The sequence below is a fragment of the Mucilaginibacter sp. KACC 22063 genome (assembly GCF_028736115.1).
GTDB lineage: Bacteria > Bacteroidota > Bacteroidia > Sphingobacteriales > Sphingobacteriaceae > Mucilaginibacter.
The window spans coordinates 4,138,689-4,158,737 of record NZ_CP117877.1 but is presented as its reverse complement, the minus strand read 5'-3'; the positions used below and the strand labels follow the sequence as shown (position 1 = coordinate 4,158,737).

Here is a 20,049-nt window from a genome sequence, read left to right as displayed (position 1 = left end):
CTTTAAGCCCTTTTCTTGTTTAATGGTAGTAACCATAATTATTATAGCGGTTGCCATCGTGCCAGTCGTGGTGATAGCGGTCATGGTAATAACGCCTGTCATGATAGCGGTCGTTTACAACGCATGATGTAATAGTTGTTATGCCGGTGATAGCTAATAATGATCCTATAATCAATTTTCTTAAGCTGGTATTCATAATTCAAAGTTTTAGTTAACGTTACAAAAGAAATCCGCTGCCTGATCTTTATCCATAAGTTTGCGTAAACAGGCCAATTACTTTTTACTTTTGTATAGTTTGACTATACTTTTGAACAAAGGATTAAACATCAGCCCCTGCACTTTGTTAAACCCCTATGCATAAAACCTCTACGTTTAAATTAATCGTTACAAGTTTATTAGTGGCAACAGCCACAGCTTTACATGCGCAGCAGGCAGACACTACCACTGCAAAGGCCGACACCGCTAAACCCGCGCTGTTAGATGAGATTAAAAAATCGCCTATAAAAACGCTTACCTATGCACAGTACATGGCATATGTTAATGGCGATGATGTAAACAATACGGCTGCACCGGCTACCATGAACCATTACCCGCTGCCTGGCAAAGTACTGAAGTATAAAAAGTTTTTAAACCTTACGCCCGAACAGGTAAAAAAGCTGGATGCCATTATGGCTACCCTTAAAATGAAAAAGGACGAAGTAGGGGTATCGCAGATCAGCAACGAGCGTACATTGGATAGTTTATTTCGCAAAAGGCTTATTAATGAAGGCACAATTTTGTTTTACGGGCAGCGTTATGGTGCTTATGCTGCCGAGTTGCGTATCGCCTTATTAACAGCATGCTTAAAAACCCGGTTGGTACTCACTTCAATGCAGATGAATAAGTTTTATTCGGTAGAAAAACCTAATTGATTATTGCCGATAACTTTATGTAAATTAGCCCCCCGTTTAATATTATGAAAATATCTTTTGATTTTGAAAAACCGCTTGCCGAACTGCAGCAGCAGATTGAAAAAGTAAAGCAGGTTGAAGAAAAAACCAAGGTGGATATGTCGGCTACGCTGGCTGAACTTGAGGAAAAGCTGGAGGCCGCACAAAAGAAGGTTTACAGTAACCTTAACGGTTGGCAAAAAGTACAGATATCGCGTCACCCCGAGCGTCCATACACCCTGCAATATATAGAGCTGATGTGCGATGATTTCATCGAGCTGCACGGCGACCGAACTATTGGCGACGATAAAGCAATCATCGGTGGCTTTGGTTCTATCAACGGCCACACGGCTATGTTTATCGGCCACCAAAAAGGGCGTAACACCAAAGACCGCCAGTACCGCAACTTCGGTATGGCTAATCCCGAAGGTTACCGCAAAGCTTTAAGGCTGATGAAAATGGCTGAGAAGTTTAACAAGCCGATCATCACTTTGATCGACACTCCGGGAGCATTCCCTGGCCTTGAGGCTGAGGAGCGCGGACAAGGTGAGGCTATTGCCCGTAACCTGCTGGAAATGTCGGTATTAAAAGTGCCTGTGATCTGCGTAATTATTGGCGAAGGTGCATCGGGCGGAGCAATTGGTATTGGTATCGGCGATAAGGTATACATGCTTGAGAATACCTGGTATTCTGTAATTTCTCCAGAGTCGTGCTCGTCAATCTTATGGCGCAGCTGGGACTTTAAAGAAAAAGCTGCTGAAGTATTAAAACTGACATCAGGCGAAATGTTCAAGAACGGTTTGATTGATGGTATCATCAAAGAACCGCTTGGTGGCGCTCACCAGGATCCGGTAGCTATGGCTACAACCTTAAAAAGGCAATTGCTTAAAGACCTTAAAAACTTACAGGAGCGTAATATCAACGAGCTTGTATCAGAGCGTATTGATAAATTCTGCAACATGGGCGTGGTAATTGACGAAAGCCCTGAGCCGCAAAGTCAGCCAGAAAGTAACTAAGCATCCAACAAAATAAAGGGGCTGTTTCCAAAAGAAGCAGCCCCTTATACTTTTAGCTATTTTACAGTTATTGTTCCAGTCGCTTAATAATCGCTTTACCCGCCTGGCTGTCCGGGTTAAGTTCAACCGACTTTTTATAGCTTAATAATGCTTTTGCATTATCTCCCGCTGTAAGATAGGCTTCGCCAAGGCTGTCATACACATTCCATGATTGTGGATATAGCGTAGTATTGTATTCGAAGACGGTAATGGCATCCTGCATTTTTTTAGTCCGAAGCAGGTAGTAACCTATTTCATTCAATGTGTTTTCGTCTTTAAAGCCGTACTCCTCCTTATTTGTTTTTTTCAGAATGTTATAAAAAGCAATGATCTGATTTCCGTTAAGTGAATCTATCTTGCTCTGGAAAGTACTTAGTATCGACTTTGTTGGCTCATCATATGGCTTGCCATCTAAAATGTTTTGCAGCGCGTTATTGAACTGATACAGACTGGTGTTTTTATTGTTGGTAAGCAGGATGATAGTACGCTTTTTAGGTATATCATCTACAAGTAAAGCCTGGTGGTTCATTGCTGTACCATCATGTGTATGGGTAATCAGTTTATCGCCATCCATTGTGCCACCACCCAGTCCGGATTGCATATTATTGCCTGCCGGTATCAATATATCACGGGTCGACTGTGGCGTAATCAATTTAAAATTCGAGATAACCCTTGCCCATTTATAAAAGTCGTCCAGCGTAACGGCCGTCCAACCGGTGATAGGATACACTAATGGATCAGGCTTATGACTCTTATCATATCCCTTTGCAAACAATGGCGTGCTATCGTCAGGATCAACTATCGAGCTTTTCATATCCGATGGCTGCAATATTTTTTGCTCAACAAATTGGTTAAACGTCATTCCGCTGATCTTTTCAATAATACGGCGGCGTAAAAACACATTGTTGTTGTTATAAAAATAATTAGTGCCCGGTTCAAAATTGAGTTTCTCTACATGCATCAGGTCCGACATATTGGCTGAATCACTTTTAACCGTTTTCCACTTTACGTCCGGCAATCCGCTGGTGTATTGCAACAAGTTTCTAATGCTTATGGTATTGCTCCATGCCGGTAGTTGGGGCAGGTATTTTGAAACTTTATCGTCAAGGTTAAGCTTGCCTTCGTCTTTAAGTATCATGATGGCTACCGCATCAGATTCTTTTGCGATAGAGCCAATATGAAAACGGTATGCCGTGGTGAGTGGTTTTGTTTCGGTGTAATCAGTAAAACCCATTGCAGCCTTATATACTACTTTGCCGTTATCCACAACCAAAACATTTCCCTTAAATAAGCCAAGATCATGCGCCTTTTGCATGTAGGTCTCAATCTTTTTTGCTTTGCTGTCCTGCGCTTTAGCTGCATAGATGCCTAAGCCAAGGCACAAGAATAGTATAAGTAAGTAACGCTTTTTCATTTACCAGGTTTATAGCAGTTTGATTCCTGATAAGGCGATTAGTTACAAAGTATTTTAAATGCGAAAGCCACCTGATGAGGTGGCTTTCTTAAAGTTTTATAAAGAGGATTATTGCTGCCTTTGCATAATTGAGCCCAGGCTGCCTTCGTATTCTTTCAGTTGTTTTTCAAACTTAGCCGAAAGGCTTGTTTGCTTATTATCTTTGGTAAGGGTTACTAAACCATTCAGTATCGACATGCAAAGCTGTGCATCACGTGTGCTAACGGTGCCATTGTTTTTCAACTGGTCAGCATTGTAGGATAGCACGTCATTAAGATAATCATCAATTTCGGTAGCCCATTTATTGCCAAGCTGTGCATCGCCAACTTTGTAGGCATCATCAACTAAATAGTATTTGCGTGCGGCAACCTCTGTATAAGGGTACAGGTTAGGCATTTCTGCATCGTATTTCTGTAGCGCTTTTTTAGCAAGATCTGGATGCCCGTCTTCCATTAAATGATCAGCAAGAGAAACAAACTGTTTCATGATGATAGGGTAGAACATCGTTAACGACTCATGATCCAGGTAACGCGCCTTTTTCATATTTCCCCATTTAAACTTGGTCATCATGTTATTATACATCAGCATGGTGTTGGCTACATCGCCTTGTGCGGCGGCTGTATCCGGTTTAAATGGCAATAAACGGTTTGCAAAACCTTCACAGTACAGGTATTTGTCAAGGCCCATCAGGTTCTCGTTACCTACGGTTATTGCAAAGTAAATAGGGCGTTTCCAATTGTTGTGCGCCAGGATATCCATCATGGCCAGGTTATCTTTTGTTACATAGTTCGAATTGTATTTCCAATCCATCTCTGGTGTAACGCGATCTTTATCGCTGGCTTTAACAATGCCGTCTTTAACCAGTTGGTCGGCATTAACGGTCATTTTAAAGTTCTTGGTAGGCAGGTAGTTTTCTACATCACCACTTTGGTATTCCACCTTAGTTTCAGGATTGTCTGACATCATAAAGTCGAACACTTCCTTCAGCTCAACCGGAGTAGCAATATTTTTATCATTGAAATAAAGCACATCTCTAACACCCTGCTCAAATTTTTCGTTCGGCATAGTGATAGGCAGCGGAGCAGAATCATTCATCTTCTGCTTCATCTGGCGGATATACCAGTCGGTACCCAGTAAACTTAAATTCACAATACGGATATCCGGGCGAACGTTCTCTACCTCTTGCGCATACCAAAGCGGGTAAGTGTCGTTATCGCCATAAGTGAATAAGATAGCGTTAGGCGCGCATGATTCCAAGTAGTTGATCGCCATATCACGAGGCGTGTATTTGGTAGAACGGTCGTGGTCGTCCCATTCCTGTGTAGCCATTAATATAGGCGCCGCCAGTAAGCATGCAGCAGTAGCAATATAAGCGCTGGTAGTTGCATTCAGCTTTTTGCTCAGGAACTGTGCAATAGCTAATACGCCTAAACCAATCCAGATGGCAAACGCGTAGAACGAACCCGCATAGGCATAGTCACGCTCACGTGGCTGCCCCGGATCCTGGTTGAGGTAAAGCACAATGGCAAGCCCTGTAAAGAAGAACAGTACCGCCACAACACCTGCATCGCGCTGTTTGCGTTTAAAATGATAGAACAAACCTACCAAACCAATTATCAGCGGCAGGAAATACATACGGTTGTATGATAAGCTGTGCGTTACATTGTAAGGCATCTTTTTACCCACGTTCAAGCCGCTTACCCAATCGCCGTCAGGTGAATCATTCGCCTGGCCGTCCATTTCATTGGTACGTCCAACAAAGTTCCACATAAAGTAACGGGTATACATCTGGTTAACCTGCCAGCTAAAGAAGAAGGCAAGATTGTGGACCAGGGTAGGATGTTCTTCCTGCCCTAAGCGAAGCCACTGACGATAGAATTGCGGATCGTCGCCTGTTTGGCTGAAGATACGTGGGAAGATGGTATTACGGTCGTAAACCGGTTTGATTTTTTTACCGGCAATTTCATATTTCTCTTTGCCACGGCGATACATGTTGCCGCCTTCGGTTTGGTCTACTTGTTTTGAATCAAAAAACTGACCGTAAAGCAATGGCGTTTCCCCATACTGGTCGCGGTTAAGGTAGCTGTTTAATGTAAAAGCATCTTCAGGGTCGCTGTTGTTTAAGTTTGTACCTGCTTTAGCACGGATAACAATCATTACAAACGAGCTGTAACCTAAAAGAATGAACAAGGTAGATATAAGGATGGTATTTAACAGATAGCGTTTGTTGCGTACGTGCAGTACATACTCTAAAAAGGCAACAAATGCAATGCCTGCAATAGCGCCTACAATACCGCCGCTAAAACCCAGCAGCAGTATAAAGCAGATGGCAGATGCAATAATAACCGGCTGCGAAGGCTTAATGGTATAGTAAATGCCTAATACAATAGCTGCAAGTAATAACACATAAAATGCAATAGCGCCTGTGCCGAAGCCCATGCCTAAAGTGTTAACAAAGAACAGGTCTGAATAAGCAGCACCTTTAACAGTGTATTGAATGATACCCCAAAGTACAAGGCCTAAGGCAACGCAGCCTAATAAGAATGACCATAAAGTTCCGGAAGCGGTAACTGTTTTTGCACGGCGGAAATAAATCACCAATGCAATTGCCGGAATAACCAATAAGTTAAGTAAGTGGATGCCGATAGAAAGGCCCATTACATAAGCGATAAATACCAGCCACCTGTCGGCACCCGGCTCATCTGCATGGGCATCCCATTTTAATATCGCCCAAAAAACAATAGCCGTACATAATGATGATTGTGCATAAACCTCAGATTCAACGGCCGAGAACCAAAAGGTATCAGACCAGGTATAAGCTAAAGCGCCAACCAGGCCTGCACCTATAATAAGGATGGTGTTGGCGGTTGTAATTTCTTCGCCTGTTTTAACTAATATCTTTTTAGCTAAGGCTGTAATACTCCAGAATAAGAACAAAATTGTAGCACCGCTGGCGATGGCCGAAGCAACGTTTGTCCAGTAAGCCACCCTGTGTATGTCGCCCATTGAAAGTAAGGAGAACACTTTACCAATCATAGTGAACAAAGGGGCACCAGGTTGGTGGGCTACCTGTAAACGATATATACAGGCAATGAATTCGCCGCAATCCCAAAAACTGGCAGATGGCTCTAAGGTTAAAATGTACGTTACCGAGGCTATCAGAAAAGCTATCCAGCCAAAGAGGTTATTGATTTTGTTATAATTCATGATTGAATATACAGTATATCTATAATTAGCCGCCGAAATTAACAAAACTATTACGATGTTTTTCAATCGCCGGGCTATTCTTTAACATAATTTAACTAAGTGCCAGCCCATTAAATAGTGGACAAGAAAAATTTGAAAATTTTTCAAAAAATGCTTTTGACTTTAAAAATATCGTCCTATATTTGCATTCCATTTCGGAAGCAACTTGTTTACGGAAAAGGATTGCCTGATAGTATAATGGTAGTACGACGGTTTTTGGTACCGTTTGTCTAGGTTCGAATCCTGGTCGGGCAACAATAAAATTTCGAACTTCGAAATTTCAATTTCGGATTTTAATTTCTCAAATCAGATATGATCTAAGAAAATTGAAATCCGAATTGTTGTTTTATAAGGTTGCTAAGAAATTTCGAAATTGAACATTCGAAATCCGAAATAAAAAAGGGATGCCTTTACAATTTAACCCGGTTAAACTATTCAGCGGTTCTGGCAGTGTAGCACTGGCCAACAAAATCGCAGACGCTTATGGCCGCGAGCTTGGCGATATTGTTTTCTCCCGCTTTAGCGATGGTGAATTTCAACCGCACTTTAACGAATCTGTAAGGGGATGCGACTTGTTTCTGATCCAGTCTACCAATCAGCCTACCGACAATTTAATGGAATTACTGATGATGATTGATGCCGGCCGCCGTGCATCAGCCCATTATGTAACAGCAGTAATCCCTTATTTTGGTTTGGCACGTCAGGACAGAAAAGACAAGCCGCGTGTAGCTATTGGTGCAAAGCTGGTAGCCAACCTGTTAGTTGCTGCGGGCATTAACCGTATTATGACGATGGACCTGCACGCTGCGCAGATCCAGGGTTTCTTTGACATACCGGTTGACCACCTTGATGCTTCAGTGATCTTTGTCCCTTACATTAAAAGCCTGGGACTGGAAAATCTGACCATTGCATCGCCTGATATGGGTGGTTCATACCGCGCACGTACCTTTGCCAAGTTTTTTAACGCAGAGGTTGTAATTTGTGATAAACGCCGTAAGCGTGCCAATGAAATTGAGTCGATGACGATCATTGGAGACGTAACCGGACAAGATATTGTGTTAATTGATGATATCTGCGATACGGCAGGTACATTATCAAAAGCTGCCGGCCTTATTATGGAACGCGGCGCAAAAAGTGTGAGGGCTGTTTGTACACACCCTGTATTATCAGGCAAGGCGTATGAAACCATTGAAAACTCTGCTTTAACAGAATTGATCGTTACAGATACAATTCCGTTGAAACAGCAAAGCCCTAAAATAAGGGTGCTTTCAACCGCCGATTTGTTTGCAAAGGCTATTGCCAATGTAAACGAACATGGTTCGATAAGCCAGCTGTTTAAGGTAGAGGACTAAATAAGTTGATAGTCTATGGTCAATAGTTCATAGACGTGAAATTGAAACTATTGTCCATTGCCCTTGGGTAATGGATTAGTGATATAAATTAAATAAATATAAAATGAAATCAGTTGCTATTAGCGGTTCTCCAAGAGAGAACGTAGGGAAACGCGATGCCAAAGAACTGCGTTACGCAGGTTCAATCCCGGCCGTACTTTACGGTGGCGAAACACAAGTTCACTTCTCAGTATCTGAAGCTGACATTAAACCGGTAATTTACACTCCGGAAGTATCTTTCATCGACCTTGAAATCGGTGGTACAAAAGCTCAGGCTATTGTTAAAGATCTTCAGTTTCATCCATTAACCAGCAAAATTTTACACATCGACTTTTTAGCGTTGAACGAAAATAAACCGGTTACTATTGAAATTCCTATCCGTTTAACTGGTACTTCTCCAGGTGTTAAAATGGGTGGTAAATTAGTTCAGAAACTGCGTAAACTGCGTGTTAAAGGCTTACCTAAAGATCACGTTGACACTATCGACGTTAGCATCGAAGGCTTAGAAGTTGGTAAATCTGTACGTGTTGGCGAAATCAGCGTTCCAAACCTGACCATCACCAATGCTGCTGAAGATACCATCGTATCTGTAACTACTTCACGTGCACTACGTCAGGCAGAGCAAGAAGGTAAAAAATAATAACGATTGATTTCACTGATTAAAAAGTGATTTCACCGAAGTATAAAAACAGCGATAGGTTTACTTATCGCTGTTTTTGTTTAGTTTAGAAATTAAATTAACCCGTCATGCCGAACTTGTTTCGGCATCTCAAATATATAGCTACTATGCCAGTGAGATCCTGAAACAAGTTCAGGATGACATAATGTGTACATCTATGAAATATCTTATTGTAGGTTTAGGTAATATCGGTCCTGAGTATGTTGATACACGACATAACATCGGCTTTATGATTCTTGATGAGCTGGCTAAGCAGGAAGGCATTAAGTTTTACAATATGCGTTTGGCGTACTATGCCGAAATGCAATATAAAAGCCGGTCATTGTATCTGATAAAGCCCACTACCTACATGAACCTGAGCGGTAAAGCGGTTAGCTACTGGATGAAAGACCTGAAGATTCCTATTGAAAATGTGCTTGTTTTGGTTGATGATCTGGCTATTCCGTTTGGCTCATTAAGGTTAAAACCTAAAGGCAGTGCCGCCGGCCATAACGGGTTAAAACATATTGAAGCTACGTTGGGGCGTAACGATTATCCGCGCCTGCGTTTTGGCATCAGCGACAATTACCCCAAAGGCCGCCAAGTTGATTATGTACTAAGCGGTTTTGATGACGATGAACAACCTGAGCTGCCGGCATTGATTGACCGCTCTATAGAGATCATCAAAAGCTTTGTTACTGTTGGCACCGAACTCACCATGACAAGGTTCAATAAATAATTGTAACAAGATTTTTAACTAACAGGTTAGTTATTTCTTATATCAACTGAATTTTAATGGAAGATTAGCGTTATAATTGAGAAAATTTAACCTGTCAACCATTATGAAAAAAACCTTATCACCAATTGCAGGCTTACTGCCCCTTTTCTTACCGTAGTTTAAAACCGCTACCTAAGTTTCGACAAATTCTAATTCATGCGCTGGATGGTTGGGTATGATCATTAACATGGATAACCATTTGGTTTTTGATACAGTAGCCGTTACACGCATTCAAATATTACATAACGCTGCATAGCAAGTAAACGAGTGCCTGCCATATCCGGAAATAATTTGATCTCCTTGTAACTATTAGTTATCTAATTGCATCTTATCACTAAATGAAAAAAGCCTTATTACTGTTTACATTGCTGTTTTTAACCTGGGCCAGTGTAATTGCACAGTCTACACAAAACATAAAGGGCATTGTTATCGATTCAGCCAAGAACGAGCCTATGGGTTATGTTACTGTGGCCCTGCGTACTGTAAAGGGTAAACAACCTGTAAAAAGTACCTTAACTAAAGATAACGGCAGTTTTGAATTTACTTCGCTTCCCGGTAAATCTTATGAACTGGTATTGGCATCAGTAGGTTATGCGCAAAAAATAATCAGCACAGACAGTACTAAAAAGCTGATTGATCTGGGGCGTATCAAATTGTCTGCCTCATCAAAAAATCTTAATGAAGTAACTGTTACCGCACTTAAACCCATAGTTAAGCAAGAGGTTGACCGCATAGGTTACGATGTACAGGCCGACCCTGAAAGCAAGAGCCAGACTGTGTTAGAGATGCTGCGTAAGGTGCCGCTGGTATCGGTTGACGCACAGGATAATATTAAACTAAAAGGCAACGGGGATTTTAAAATATTTATCAACGGGAAACCATCGGCGCTTGTAACTAAAAATCCGTCGGATGTGTTGAAGGCTATGCCTGCAAGCAATATTGACAAGATAGAGGTTATTACAACGCCACCTGCTAAATATGAGGCGGAAGGCCTGGCGGGTATCATTAATATTATAACGAAGAAGAATGTTGATCAGGGTTACAATGGCAACATCAGCGCACGGTATAACAACGTGTGGGGGCCGGGCACCAACTTAAATCTTACAGTAAAGCAGGGTAAGTTTGGTATAAGCGGTTATGTAGGTTATAATAAGCAAAACAGGCGAACATCGGACTTTGAAAACGTAACCAATACTTTTCATCCGGTAGTGTCAACGCTAATGCAAAGCGGAAGCAATACAAGGCAGGGCAACAATACTTATGGCAGCGCAGAGTTAAGTTATGAGCTTGATTCTTTGAACCTGATAACAGGCAGTATTGAATCTTATGGTCAAAATTCAAATTCAGATAATCTGCAGTATTCTAATCAGCCCAGCAGCGACCCGGCGAATGCGCAATCGTATACCTTGAATAATTACAGTAAGGGGTCTTATCACGGTACCGACCTGGCTTTAAATTATCAGTTGGGCTTTAAAAAAAGTAAGGATCAAATGCTTACAGCATCCTATAAGTACAGCGGAGGAAGCAGTAAACAAGACAATAACGCCATTTTTAGCGAACGTGTAAATTACGGACAGCAAAACTATAATCAATATAATCTATCAGGTACGCATGAGCATACTGCCCAGATAGATTATGTACAGCCGCTGAAAAATCAAACGGTTGAAGCCGGCATAAAAGGAATTTTCAGAAGTAATTATAGTGATTTTACCAGCGACGTTTTTGACCCGGCGAGCGGCAGCTTTATCAATAATCCAGCACAAACTAATAATTTTGATTACCAGCAAAATGTTTACAGCGGTTACGGTACCTACCAGATCAAGCTGACCAACTGGAGCTTTAAAGGCGGCGCGCGGTTAGAACATACCACCATTGATGCTAATTTTACCTCGGTAGGCAGTGCGGCTACGCAGGATTATAATAATCTTGTACCCTCCATTTCTATACAGCGTAAGTTTAAAAGCAGTAGTCTGAATTTTGGCTATTCTGACCGGATATCCAGGCCGGGTATCTGGCAACTTAACCCTTTTATAGACCAGTCTAATCCAAAATACATTAATGTGGGTAATCCGAATTTGCGCCCCGCGTTAAATCACAGCTTAGAGTTAAATTATAGTATCTCGGGCAAGGGCTCGGTTAATATGGGTTTAAGTTATGCTTTTGCAAATAATACCATACAAAGCGTAACCACGATCACACCCGATACCGTGAGCATCACTACCTATGAAAACGTTGGTAAAAGCAAACGCCTGGGGCTAAACGTTAATGTTAATTATCCTATAACAAAAAAGCTAAACATAAGTATCAATTCACAGATAATGCGTGTTGATCTCAGCGGTACCTTCAACAATATATTTTATACTAACAGCGGTTACCAGGGGCATACATTTACTTATGCCGGTTATAAATTTGATAAAGGCTACCGCATGGGAATAAACATTAATTATGATAGCCGGTATGTGCTGTTGCAGGGTAAAGACAATAACTATTTTGGTACCTCATTAAGCGGCTCAAAGGATTTTTGGAAAGATAAAGCCACTATTGCATTCTATCTGTCAAACCCGTTTTCAAAGTTCAGGAAGATTGATTTTTATTCAAAAACAGATGATTTTGAACAGATCACGGCCAACCAGGTTTTTTACCGTGCGGTAGCTGTTAGCTTTACCTACAAATTTGGGCACCTCAGCAGCGACATCAAGAAAAACCAGCGGGGTATAAATAATGATGACAGCGGTGGCGGCCGTGGTGGAAATCATTAAGTTTGCGGTATGAAAGTTTACGGCATTACTAACTGCAACACAGTAAAAAAAGCGCTTGACTGGCTAAAGGCTAATCATGTTGATTATGAGTTTCATGATTTTAAAAAGCTTGGTGTAAGCGATGAGAAGCTTAATGAGTGGAACGATAAGGCAGGTTACGAGAAGTTTTTGAACAAGCAGGGGCTTACCTGGAAACAGCTTGACCCTGCGGTAAAAGAGAAAGTAACATCCGCTACAGAGGCATTGCCCTTATTAAAGGAAAAAATAAGTATGATTAAGCGCCCGGTTATTGAAGACGGTGGCTTTTTATATTTCGGCTTTGACGAAAATACTTATAAACAGCACTTTCTGAAATAGTTGTCATTATTGCTGTATAATGCGTTAATTTGTCGGTTTAAACAAATTATAAACTGCATTATACAATTTTGAAAAAATATTTATCATTGGCTGGTATTTTACCGGCCTTTATTGCCGCATTTAATTTTTGTAATGCACAAGATATTGGCTCATCTGCCAAACTGCCTTCAAAATATAATCCATCCGAATTATTTAATCCGATATTCTATACCGAAAAAGGTACACCTTATCGTGCCGCCAGCGGCGAGCCTGGTCCGCTGTATTGGCAAAACCGTGCCGATTATAAACTAACTGCCCGGCTGGATGAAAACACCAAACAAATCAGCGGTACAGAAGTACTTACTTATACCAACAACAGCCCGCAAAAAATGGACTTTTTGTGGATGCAACTGGATCAAAACCTCTACAAGCCAGATGCACGTGGTTATGCAATGGAGCCTGTAGGCGGCAGCCGTAACCATGCTTTTGGGCAGGTGTTTGATGCCGGTTATAAGATCAGCGCAGTAACCATAAATGGTGTAGCTGTAAAGTATCTGATCAGCGAAACACGTATGCAGGTGTTTCTGCCTAACACTTTGCCTGCAAACGGCGGAAGGGTAGTGGTCAATATTATATACTCGTTTACCATGCCCGATTATGGCAGCGACCGGATGGGCATTTATGATAGCCGCAAAGGAAAGATATTCACAGTAGGGCAGTGGTACCCGCGCATGTGCGTATTTGATGATGTAATGGGATGGAACACGGTACCGTATAACGGCCCGTCGGAGTTTTACCTGGAATACGGCGATTTTGATGTGAATATCACCGTTCCGGCTAATCATATTGTATTTGGATCGGGAGAGTTATTAAATCCGCAGGAGGTTTATACGCCTGTTCAGCAGCAGCGCTGGGCAGAAGCTGCAGGTAGCGAAAAAACAGTGATGATACGCACTGCAAACGAGGTTGGTAAAGCATCATCGCGGCCTGTAGGTAAAACAGAACTTACCTGGCATTTTAAAATAGATAATGCACGTGATTTTGCCTGGGCATCGTCACCTGCATTTGTAATTGATGCAGCGAAGGTTGATTTGCCCGACGGTAAAAAATGCCTGGCGGTATCTGCATACCCTGCTGAAAGCAGCGGCGATAATGGATGGGAGCGTTCAACAGAATATGTAAAGAAATCCATTGAATATAATTCTGCAAAATGGTACCAGTATCCTTACCCTGTGGCAACCGCTGTTGCCGGCCGTGTAAGCGGTATGGAATATCCGGGTATTGTATTTTGCGGTGCAACAAGCAAGGGTAAGGAGCTATGGGATGTAAACGATCATGAGTTTGGCCATACCTGGTTTCCGATGATTGTTGGTTCGAACGAACGGTTGTATGGCTGGATGGATGAAGGCTTTAACACCTTTATCAATGTCCTGTCAACTCAATCTTTTAATAATGGAGAATATGCCGATAAACCGATAGACTGGACCAGTAACGCCGCATTACATTTTCTGAACCCGGCTTTGCCGCCTATCATGACCACCCCTGATAACATTGTTGAATATGATAACGGGATATTGGTTTATGATAAACCGGCGCTTGGGCTTAATTTTTTACGCAGACAGATCATTGGCCCCGAGCGGTTTGATTATGCCTTTAAAACGTATATCAAACGCTGGGCGTTTAAGCATCCAACTCCTGATGATTTCTTCCGCACGATTGAAAACGCATCTGGCGAAAGTCTTAACTGGTTTTGGCGCGAATGGTATTTAAATAACTGGCAACTGGACGTTGCAGTTACTGATGTACATTATGTAGATAACAACCCGGCTAAAGGTGCGCTGATCACCATACAAAACCTTGATCGTATGGCAATGCCCGTACCTTTGGAAATAAAAACCCAAAGCGGCAAAACCGAACGTATCAAATTACCTGTAGAAGTTTGGGCTACAGGCAGCAAGTGGACCTTTAAGTATCAGTCTGTGGAGCCGATCGTATCTGTAACTTATGACCCTGACCATACTTTGCCCGATTACAATACCGACAATAACACCTGGCAGCAATAATTTAACACATAATTTCTATCCTCTTAAAACTTCATGGTTTAAATAATGGTTATACGCTTTATGAAACTTTGGATATTAGCCGTTGTAATTAGCTTTTTAGCATTTGGAAATGTAAAGGCGCAAACCATAAAAGGTGTGGTGTCAGAAGCGGGTGGCAAAGGTAAAATGAGCAATGTGTTTGTTAAAAACACCAATAACAAACAGATAACTCTTACCGATAAAAATGGTAAATATGAGATACGTGCCCAGGCTGGTAACCTCATCGTTTTTTCTTCGCCGGGTTATGTATCTGATACCTTGTATGTAACAGACCTGCGCCCAAAGAATGTGGAGCTAACATTGCAGTCGATAGAGTTGCGTGAGGTAAGCATCCGTGCCAGTTCAAAGTTTGACCCGCATGCAGAATATCCCGAAGTTTACGAACGCAGCAAGGTCTATCCTTTTTCACCGTCATCATGGTTTAGTCATGATGCCCGTAATGCCCGCCGTTTAAAAGAATACTTTAAACGCGAGATGCAGGAGCGTACAATTGATTCGGCATTCAGCAGGGCTTATGTCACCAGTATTATACCGTTAAAAGGCGAGCAGCTTAATGATTTCATGACGCTTTACAGGCCAAGCTATGCATTTATCCGCAGCAATAGCGGCCCTTCTTTAGCGGCTTATATAAACGACAGTTATAAAAAGTTTATGGCGCTGCCGCCCGAAAAGCGTAAGGTACAACCGTTAACGCCTTAAACAAATTTCAGTTAAGCGCTTTAATCGCTATTATTGGGAAACGATAGTATAAATTGCATTTTCCTGTAAATATCCACATCGGCAATGCCGAAATCCCTGTACACTTTGTATGCGAAACGCTTGCTTATACAATAGGGTACAGGTTTTATGTTTATTTACGGCATAAAAAGCAAGACATCATCAGCGATCAGCACCGGATGATTATTTTTATTGGTGCTGCCATAGGTGCATTTTTAGGCTCGCATATTCTGGGGGTACTAGAAAGGCCGGATAAGTTCTCAGAAATGAATATTGTTTACTTCATGGGTAATACGACTATAGTAGGCGGCTTGCTGGGTGGGCTTGTCGGGGTAGAGGCTACCAAGAAAATTATCGGAGTAAATACCTCTTCGGGCGACTTAATGGTGTATCCCATCTGTTTATCCATGATCATTGGCCGCTTAGGTTGCTTTTTTGCTGGTTTGCCCGATGGTACTTATGGTACACCAAGCAGCCTGCCCTGGGCAATTAATTTTGGCGATGGGGTGCGCAGGCATCCTACCAATTTGTATGAAATATTGTTTTGGGCGATACTTTGGATCGCGTTATTGATAACAGAAAGAAAGCACAATTTTGCAGATGGTAGTAAGTTTAAAGTATTAATGGTGAGCTACTTATTGTTCAGATTTTGCGATGAGTTTATTAAACCCGATTATTTTTTTAGCTTCGGATTATCAAGTATCCAGTTAGCTTGTATTGCTGGTTTAATTTATTACTCCAGTTTTATTTTTCCGTTCCTTAAATCAAAAAAAGCCTATGCCTGAGCGTCCGTATATTTATTATGATTTTACTTTAAGCATTTGTTCAACCTGCTTAAGGCGTGTTGATGCAAAAATTGTGTTTGAAGATGATAAGGTATATATGCTCAAAAACTGCAGGCATCACGGCTTTGAGAAGGTGCTGATAGCCACCGATATTGAGTATTATAAAAACTGTCGCAACTATGCCAAGCGCAGCGAAATGCCTTTGAAGTTTAATGCCGAAACGCACTACGGCTGCCCTTATGACTGCGGTCTTTGCCGCGACCATGAGCAGCACTCGTGCCTTACTGTGATTGAGGTTACAGACCGCTGTAATTTAAGTTGCCCAACCTGTTATGCTATGTCATCGCCGCATTATGGCAGGCACCGTACGCTTGAAGAAATTGAGCAGATGCTGGATGTGATTGTTGCCAACGAGGGTGAACCAGACGTGGTACAGATCAGCGGTGGCGAGCCAACCGTGCATCCGCAGTTTTTTGAGATACTGGATATTGCCAAACGGAAGCCGATCAAACACCTGATGGTGAATACCAACGGCATCCGTATAGCTAAAGATGAGGAGTTTGTTAAAAGGCTGGCCACTTACATGCCCGATTTTGAGATCTATCTGCAATTCGATTCGTTTAAAAAGGAAGCGTTAGAACAGCTGCGTGGCGAAGATCTTCGAGAGGTAAGGGCTAAAGCTATCGAGCATCTGAATAAGTATAACCTGTCAACCACGCTGGTGGTAACCCTGCAAAAGGGTTTAAATACCGACGAGATAGGCACAATTATAGATTATGCTTTGCAGCAGCGTTGCGTACGGGGCGTTACGCTTCAACCTACACAACAGGCAGGCCGTTTAGAGAATTTTAATCCGGCTACAGACCGTTACACCATGACAGAGGTGCGCACGGCGATACTTGAACAAACTAATGTTTTTACGGCGCAGGATCTTTTGCCGGTACCTTGTAACCCCGATGCGCTGGTAATGGGTTATGCCTTAAAATTAGGATGCAACGTTTTCCCGCTTACCCGGATGATTGATCCGAATGACCTGTTAGATAATTCGCGGAATACCATTGTTTATGAGCAGGATGAAACACTGAAAAAACACTTGCTGCATATGTTTAGCACAGGTAACTCTGTTGATGTAGCCAAAGAGCATTTACATTCTATTATGTGCTGCCTGCCGCAGATTGATGCGCCGGGCCTTGGTTATGATAACCTGTTCAGGGTGATTATCATGAACTTTATTGATGCGCAAAATTTTGATGTGCGCGCCATTAAAAAATCATGCGTGCATATTGTAAATAAAGACATGCAGATCATTCCGTTTGAAACCATGAACCTGTTTTACCGGGATGATAAAGCGGCATATCTTGAAACCTTAAGAAATGAAATAGCAGTATGACAGAGCAACCTATACAGCCACCAAAAAAGCGCACGCCAGACCTTGCGATATTAGGTTATAACCTGTTAGCCTTCGCATTGTATACCATTGTCCTTGTAGCGTCTGATAAGGATAATGTGTTTTTTGCCTTCATATTATCAATCATACACTTTGTGGTATGTATCATTATGGCCATAGCGAAGAGTAGGTGGGCATGGGCCTTAGCAGGTTTACTTGTTTTAATAATTGGTTTTGGTACCTGCGTAAATAGTTTCCATATGGGGCCTATGCACTAAGCGGCATTCAAACGGCCGACCAGGTTTCTTAAAGTGTCTGCGTTTACTGGCTTTACAATAAAATCACTAACCTCTCTGATTGCCTTTGCCCGGATATAATCAGCTTCATCAATAGACGAGCTTACGATGTAAACGGTAATGCTTTTATCAAAAGCAGGCACCAGTTGTGTAAACTGATCTAAAAACTGCCAGCCATCAAGCACAGGCATATTAAGATCCAGCAAAATAACTTCTGGTAACATATCCGGTTGGTGCTGGTAGTTCACGAAATGATCTATAGCCATCTGACCGTTCTCAAAGAAAAGAGTTTCTTCGGCTGCACCTGTTTGTTTAATTAGACGCTTAACGGTAAAGGTGTATATCTCATCGTCATCAATTACACAAAGTTTATTTACCTTAATCATTAAACGTTATTTTAAATGTTGTGCCGTTTCCGGGTGTGCTCTCTACCTCAATAAATCCTCCCTGAGATTCTATCTGGTTCTTCACTAAAAAAAGGCCTATGCCGTGCGCGTCTTTATGCTTGTGGAAGGTTTTATATAAACCAAATATTTTTTGTCCGTGTAAATGCAGGTCAATGCCAATACCATTGTCGCTGCATTCTAAAACGGTATCGTTTGCGGTATTCTTGTAAGTACTTAACTTTATCACAGGTAGTTGATCGGGTTTTCGGTATTTAATACTGTTTGATACAAGATTCATAATGATGCTTTCCAGATAGATACCCGGAAAATTAACCTTGTCGACCTGGAAATCGGTACTTATCATCGCCTTGTTAGTTTCCAGGTCCATATTCATAACGTTTAATACATCATTGGTTATCTCTGTAAAGCTTAACTCCTCTGAATGTACACCGCCTTCTCTTATTTTTAATGCTGTAGACAAATCATCGAGCGTATTGTTTAGCGCAGATGAAACATTGCTCATCTTATCGAAGATTTCAGCATTGTTATCACTGCCTACAGGTTCTTCTATAAAGCTGCACAGCAGCGACATATTACTTGCATGGTTACGTATATTATGTGATAAAATATGCGTGAAGTTTTTGAGCTGCTGGTTCTGTTGGCTAAGCAATGCCAGCGACTGGTTAAGTGCAAGCTCATTTAGTTTATACTTATTGATGTCAATTAATACGCCACGCAGTTTAATTACGTTCGCATGGTCATCTAAAACCGCTTCGCCGATGATACGTACCCAAATAGGGTTGTTCTGAGCGGTGGTAAGTAACAGTTCAAGGTCTAAGCGGCGTTTTTGCTTTACCGCTTCGTGTGTAGCTGTAAGTAATTGTTGTTTGTAAGGCTCGTTAAAAAACGATGCAACATCAATATCGTTAAGATCAGTATTATAAGGCAGTTCAAAAATATCATAAACAGTTTTTAACCAGGTCAGCTGTCGTGTACGCCGGTCAAACTCCCAGCCGCCTGCTTTACTAACGCGGCCGGCTTCAGAAAGCAGAAATTCGCTTGCGGCAAGCTTTTCTTCCACAATACGGCGTTCGTTTATTTCATGCTCCAGATCTTTTACCGTTCTTAACGAAAACACCATTGGCAGTATACGATACAAAGCATATACGCTAAATACAGATATAATGGCCGTTAGCAAGCGGATCAATGCGCTTAAACGGTAGGCAGGCCACCAAAAAATAATGGCATCAACAAGATGGGTTGTACCGCATAGAATAATGAAAGCGCCGAACAGCCACACGATTTTCGGGAAAGGCATGTCTTTGCGGCCTGTTACCATGCGTATCAATAACACAGGTATTAAAAAATAAGATGCCCATATCAGCAGATCGGATATGATATATAACCAGCCATGAAAATCAGACCAGGTGCCGCAATGCCAGCGCGGAGGCCAGTCGCTGGTATCAAATAGTTTTGAGAAGAATTCAGTAGCCTGGGTAGTTAAGCCGGCGCGTTGTTGTTGATGCATTAATACAGTATCGGGCCTGCAAACAGGTCCGCAGTGTACTTGCGGTTTAAAAAGAACGTCAGGAGCCAATTTAGTAAGCGTAAAAAGTATGGGGAAGTATCCGTTAAAAATATATCAAGAAAGATGCCGATCCAAAATCCTGAAGTCATTTTACCTCAATAAGTTGTAATAAGAGTGAACTTGAAACCAGTGGGAAATGTTTTGTTGCTTAATGGTTAATTACTAATGCAAGCATTTCTGCAT

At 41.8% G+C, this 20,049-nt stretch carries 17 protein-coding genes and 1 tRNA gene; 13 read left to right on the top strand and 5 right to left on the bottom strand.

Annotated elements, in window-relative coordinates:
• Window positions 1–19: 19 nt before the first annotated feature.
• The gene (locus PQ461_RS18150) at window positions 20–196 is read right to left on the bottom strand and encodes a hypothetical protein (RefSeq protein ID WP_274206950.1); all 177 of its coding nucleotides are present in this window, start codon (window positions 194–196) and stop codon (window positions 20–22) included.
• A gap of 157 nt (window positions 197–353) precedes the next feature.
• On the opposite strand from PQ461_RS18150, the gene PQ461_RS18145 reads away from it, so the two are divergent.
• Together PQ461_RS18145 and PQ461_RS18140 are read left to right on the top strand one after the other, a co-directional pair.
• A complete protein-coding gene (locus PQ461_RS18145; RefSeq protein WP_274206949.1) occupies window positions 354–911 on the top strand; it encodes a hypothetical protein in 558 nt (185 codons plus the stop codon).
• Window positions 912–955: 44 nt separating this feature from the next.
• Window positions 956–1,945 (top strand): acetyl-CoA carboxylase carboxyltransferase subunit alpha, encoded by a 990-nt coding sequence (locus PQ461_RS18140; RefSeq protein WP_274206948.1) that lies wholly within the window; start codon window positions 956–958, stop codon window positions 1,943–1,945.
• Between the two features lie 67 nt (window positions 1,946–2,012).
• On the opposite strand, the gene PQ461_RS18135 is transcribed toward PQ461_RS18140, so the two are convergent.
• Complete coding sequence (locus PQ461_RS18135) at window positions 2,013–3,398, bottom strand: serine hydrolase (protein WP_274206947.1); 1,386 nt, start codon at window positions 3,396–3,398, stop codon at window positions 2,013–2,015.
• Window positions 3,399–3,506: 108 nt separating this feature from the next.
• Window positions 3,507–6,644 carry a DUF2723 domain-containing protein gene (locus PQ461_RS18130; RefSeq protein ID WP_274206946.1) on the bottom strand — a complete coding sequence of 1,046 codons (3,138 nt, stop codon included), beginning with the start codon at window positions 6,642–6,644 and terminating at the stop codon, window positions 3,507–3,509.
• Between the two features lie 223 nt (window positions 6,645–6,867).
• Between PQ461_RS18130 and PQ461_RS18125 the strand changes: the two genes are divergently transcribed.
• From PQ461_RS18125 to PQ461_RS18075, 11 genes are all read left to right on the top strand, one after another.
• Window positions 6,868–6,938: transfer RNA gene (locus tag PQ461_RS18125), tRNA-Gln, on the top strand.
• Window positions 6,939–7,087: 149 nt separating this feature from the next.
• Complete coding sequence (locus PQ461_RS18120) at window positions 7,088–8,035, top strand: ribose-phosphate pyrophosphokinase (RefSeq protein ID WP_274206945.1); 948 nt, start codon at window positions 7,088–7,090, stop codon at window positions 8,033–8,035.
• 103 nt (window positions 8,036–8,138) lie between these two features.
• Entirely contained in the window at window positions 8,139–8,714 is a 576-nt protein-coding gene (locus tag PQ461_RS18115; RefSeq protein WP_274206944.1) for a 50S ribosomal protein L25/general stress protein Ctc, read from the top strand.
• A gap of 196 nt (window positions 8,715–8,910) precedes the next feature.
• A complete protein-coding gene (pth, locus tag PQ461_RS18110; protein WP_274206943.1) occupies window positions 8,911–9,471 on the top strand; it encodes an aminoacyl-tRNA hydrolase in 561 nt (186 codons plus the stop codon).
• Between the two features lie 377 nt (window positions 9,472–9,848).
• A complete protein-coding gene (locus tag PQ461_RS18105; RefSeq protein ID WP_274206942.1) occupies window positions 9,849–12,269 on the top strand; it encodes a TonB-dependent receptor in 2,421 nt (806 codons plus the stop codon).
• Window positions 12,270–12,278: 9 nt separating this feature from the next.
• Window positions 12,279–12,626: a Spx/MgsR family RNA polymerase-binding regulatory protein gene (locus tag PQ461_RS18100; protein WP_274206941.1), complete on the top strand. Its 348-nt coding sequence runs from the start codon at window positions 12,279–12,281 to the stop codon at window positions 12,624–12,626.
• 68 nt (window positions 12,627–12,694) lie between these two features.
• The gene (locus PQ461_RS18095) at window positions 12,695–14,668 is read left to right on the top strand and encodes a M1 family metallopeptidase (RefSeq protein WP_274206940.1); all 1,974 of its coding nucleotides are present in this window, start codon (window positions 12,695–12,697) and stop codon (window positions 14,666–14,668) included.
• Between the two features lie 60 nt (window positions 14,669–14,728).
• On the top strand, window positions 14,729–15,406 hold the full coding sequence (locus PQ461_RS18090; protein ID WP_274206939.1) for a peptidase associated/transthyretin-like domain-containing protein: 678 nt from the start codon (window positions 14,729–14,731) through the stop codon (window positions 15,404–15,406).
• A 53-nt stretch (window positions 15,407–15,459) separates the two neighbouring features.
• Window positions 15,460–16,209 (top strand): prolipoprotein diacylglyceryl transferase, encoded by a 750-nt coding sequence (locus PQ461_RS18085; RefSeq protein ID WP_274206938.1) that lies wholly within the window; start codon window positions 15,460–15,462, stop codon window positions 16,207–16,209.
• The gene (locus PQ461_RS18080) at window positions 16,202–17,599 is read left to right on the top strand and encodes a radical SAM protein (RefSeq protein ID WP_274206937.1); all 1,398 of its coding nucleotides are present in this window, start codon (window positions 16,202–16,204) and stop codon (window positions 17,597–17,599) included. The genes PQ461_RS18085 and PQ461_RS18080 overlap by 8 nt, the downstream gene beginning before the upstream one ends.
• Window positions 17,596–17,874 carry a hypothetical protein gene (locus PQ461_RS18075; RefSeq protein WP_274206936.1) on the top strand — a complete coding sequence of 93 codons (279 nt, stop codon included), beginning with the start codon at window positions 17,596–17,598 and terminating at the stop codon, window positions 17,872–17,874. Before PQ461_RS18080 ends, PQ461_RS18075 begins: the two co-directional genes overlap by 4 nt.
• On the opposite strand, the gene PQ461_RS18070 is transcribed toward PQ461_RS18075, so the two are convergent.
• Both PQ461_RS18070 and PQ461_RS18065 read right to left on the bottom strand, forming a co-directional pair.
• Complete coding sequence (locus PQ461_RS18070) at window positions 17,871–18,278, bottom strand: response regulator (protein ID WP_274206935.1); 408 nt, start codon at window positions 18,276–18,278, stop codon at window positions 17,871–17,873. The two genes, PQ461_RS18075 and PQ461_RS18070, sit on opposite strands and share 4 nt — an antisense overlap.
• Window positions 18,271–19,875, bottom strand: a complete 1,605-nt coding sequence (locus PQ461_RS18065; RefSeq protein WP_274206934.1) for a sensor histidine kinase — start codon at window positions 19,873–19,875, stop codon at window positions 18,271–18,273. The genes PQ461_RS18070 and PQ461_RS18065 overlap by 8 nt, the downstream gene beginning before the upstream one ends.
• Window positions 19,876–20,049: the final 174 nt, after the last annotated feature.

Bases quoted from the DNA above. Each gene is read 5' to 3' on its own strand.
- PQ461_RS18150 (WP_274206950.1), bottom strand. From the start codon at position 196: ATGAATACCAGCTTAAGAAAATTGATTATAGGATCATTATTAGCTATC.
- PQ461_RS18145 (WP_274206949.1), top strand. From the start codon at position 354: ATGCATAAAACCTCTACGTTTAAATTAATCGTTACAAGTTTATTAGTG.
- PQ461_RS18140 (WP_274206948.1), top strand. From the start codon at position 956: ATGAAAATATCTTTTGATTTTGAAAAACCGCTTGCCGAACTGCAGCAG.
- PQ461_RS18135 (WP_274206947.1), bottom strand. From the start codon at position 3,398: ATGAAAAAGCGTTACTTACTTATACTATTCTTGTGCCTTGGCTTAGGC.
- PQ461_RS18130 (WP_274206946.1), bottom strand. From the start codon at position 6,644: ATGAATTATAACAAAATCAATAACCTCTTTGGCTGGATAGCTTTTCTG.
- PQ461_RS18120 (WP_274206945.1), top strand. From the start codon at position 7,088: ATGCCTTTACAATTTAACCCGGTTAAACTATTCAGCGGTTCTGGCAGT.
- PQ461_RS18115 (WP_274206944.1), top strand. From the start codon at position 8,139: ATGAAATCAGTTGCTATTAGCGGTTCTCCAAGAGAGAACGTAGGGAAA.
- pth (WP_274206943.1), top strand. From the start codon at position 8,911: ATGAAATATCTTATTGTAGGTTTAGGTAATATCGGTCCTGAGTATGTT.
- PQ461_RS18105 (WP_274206942.1), top strand. From the start codon at position 9,849: ATGAAAAAAGCCTTATTACTGTTTACATTGCTGTTTTTAACCTGGGCC.
- PQ461_RS18100 (WP_274206941.1), top strand. From the start codon at position 12,279: ATGAAAGTTTACGGCATTACTAACTGCAACACAGTAAAAAAAGCGCTT.
- PQ461_RS18090 (WP_274206939.1), top strand. From the start codon at position 14,729: ATGAAACTTTGGATATTAGCCGTTGTAATTAGCTTTTTAGCATTTGGA.
- PQ461_RS18080 (WP_274206937.1), top strand. From the start codon at position 16,202: ATGCCTGAGCGTCCGTATATTTATTATGATTTTACTTTAAGCATTTGT.
- PQ461_RS18075 (WP_274206936.1), top strand. From the start codon at position 17,596: ATGACAGAGCAACCTATACAGCCACCAAAAAAGCGCACGCCAGACCTT.
- PQ461_RS18070 (WP_274206935.1), bottom strand. From the start codon at position 18,278: ATGATTAAGGTAAATAAACTTTGTGTAATTGATGACGATGAGATATAC.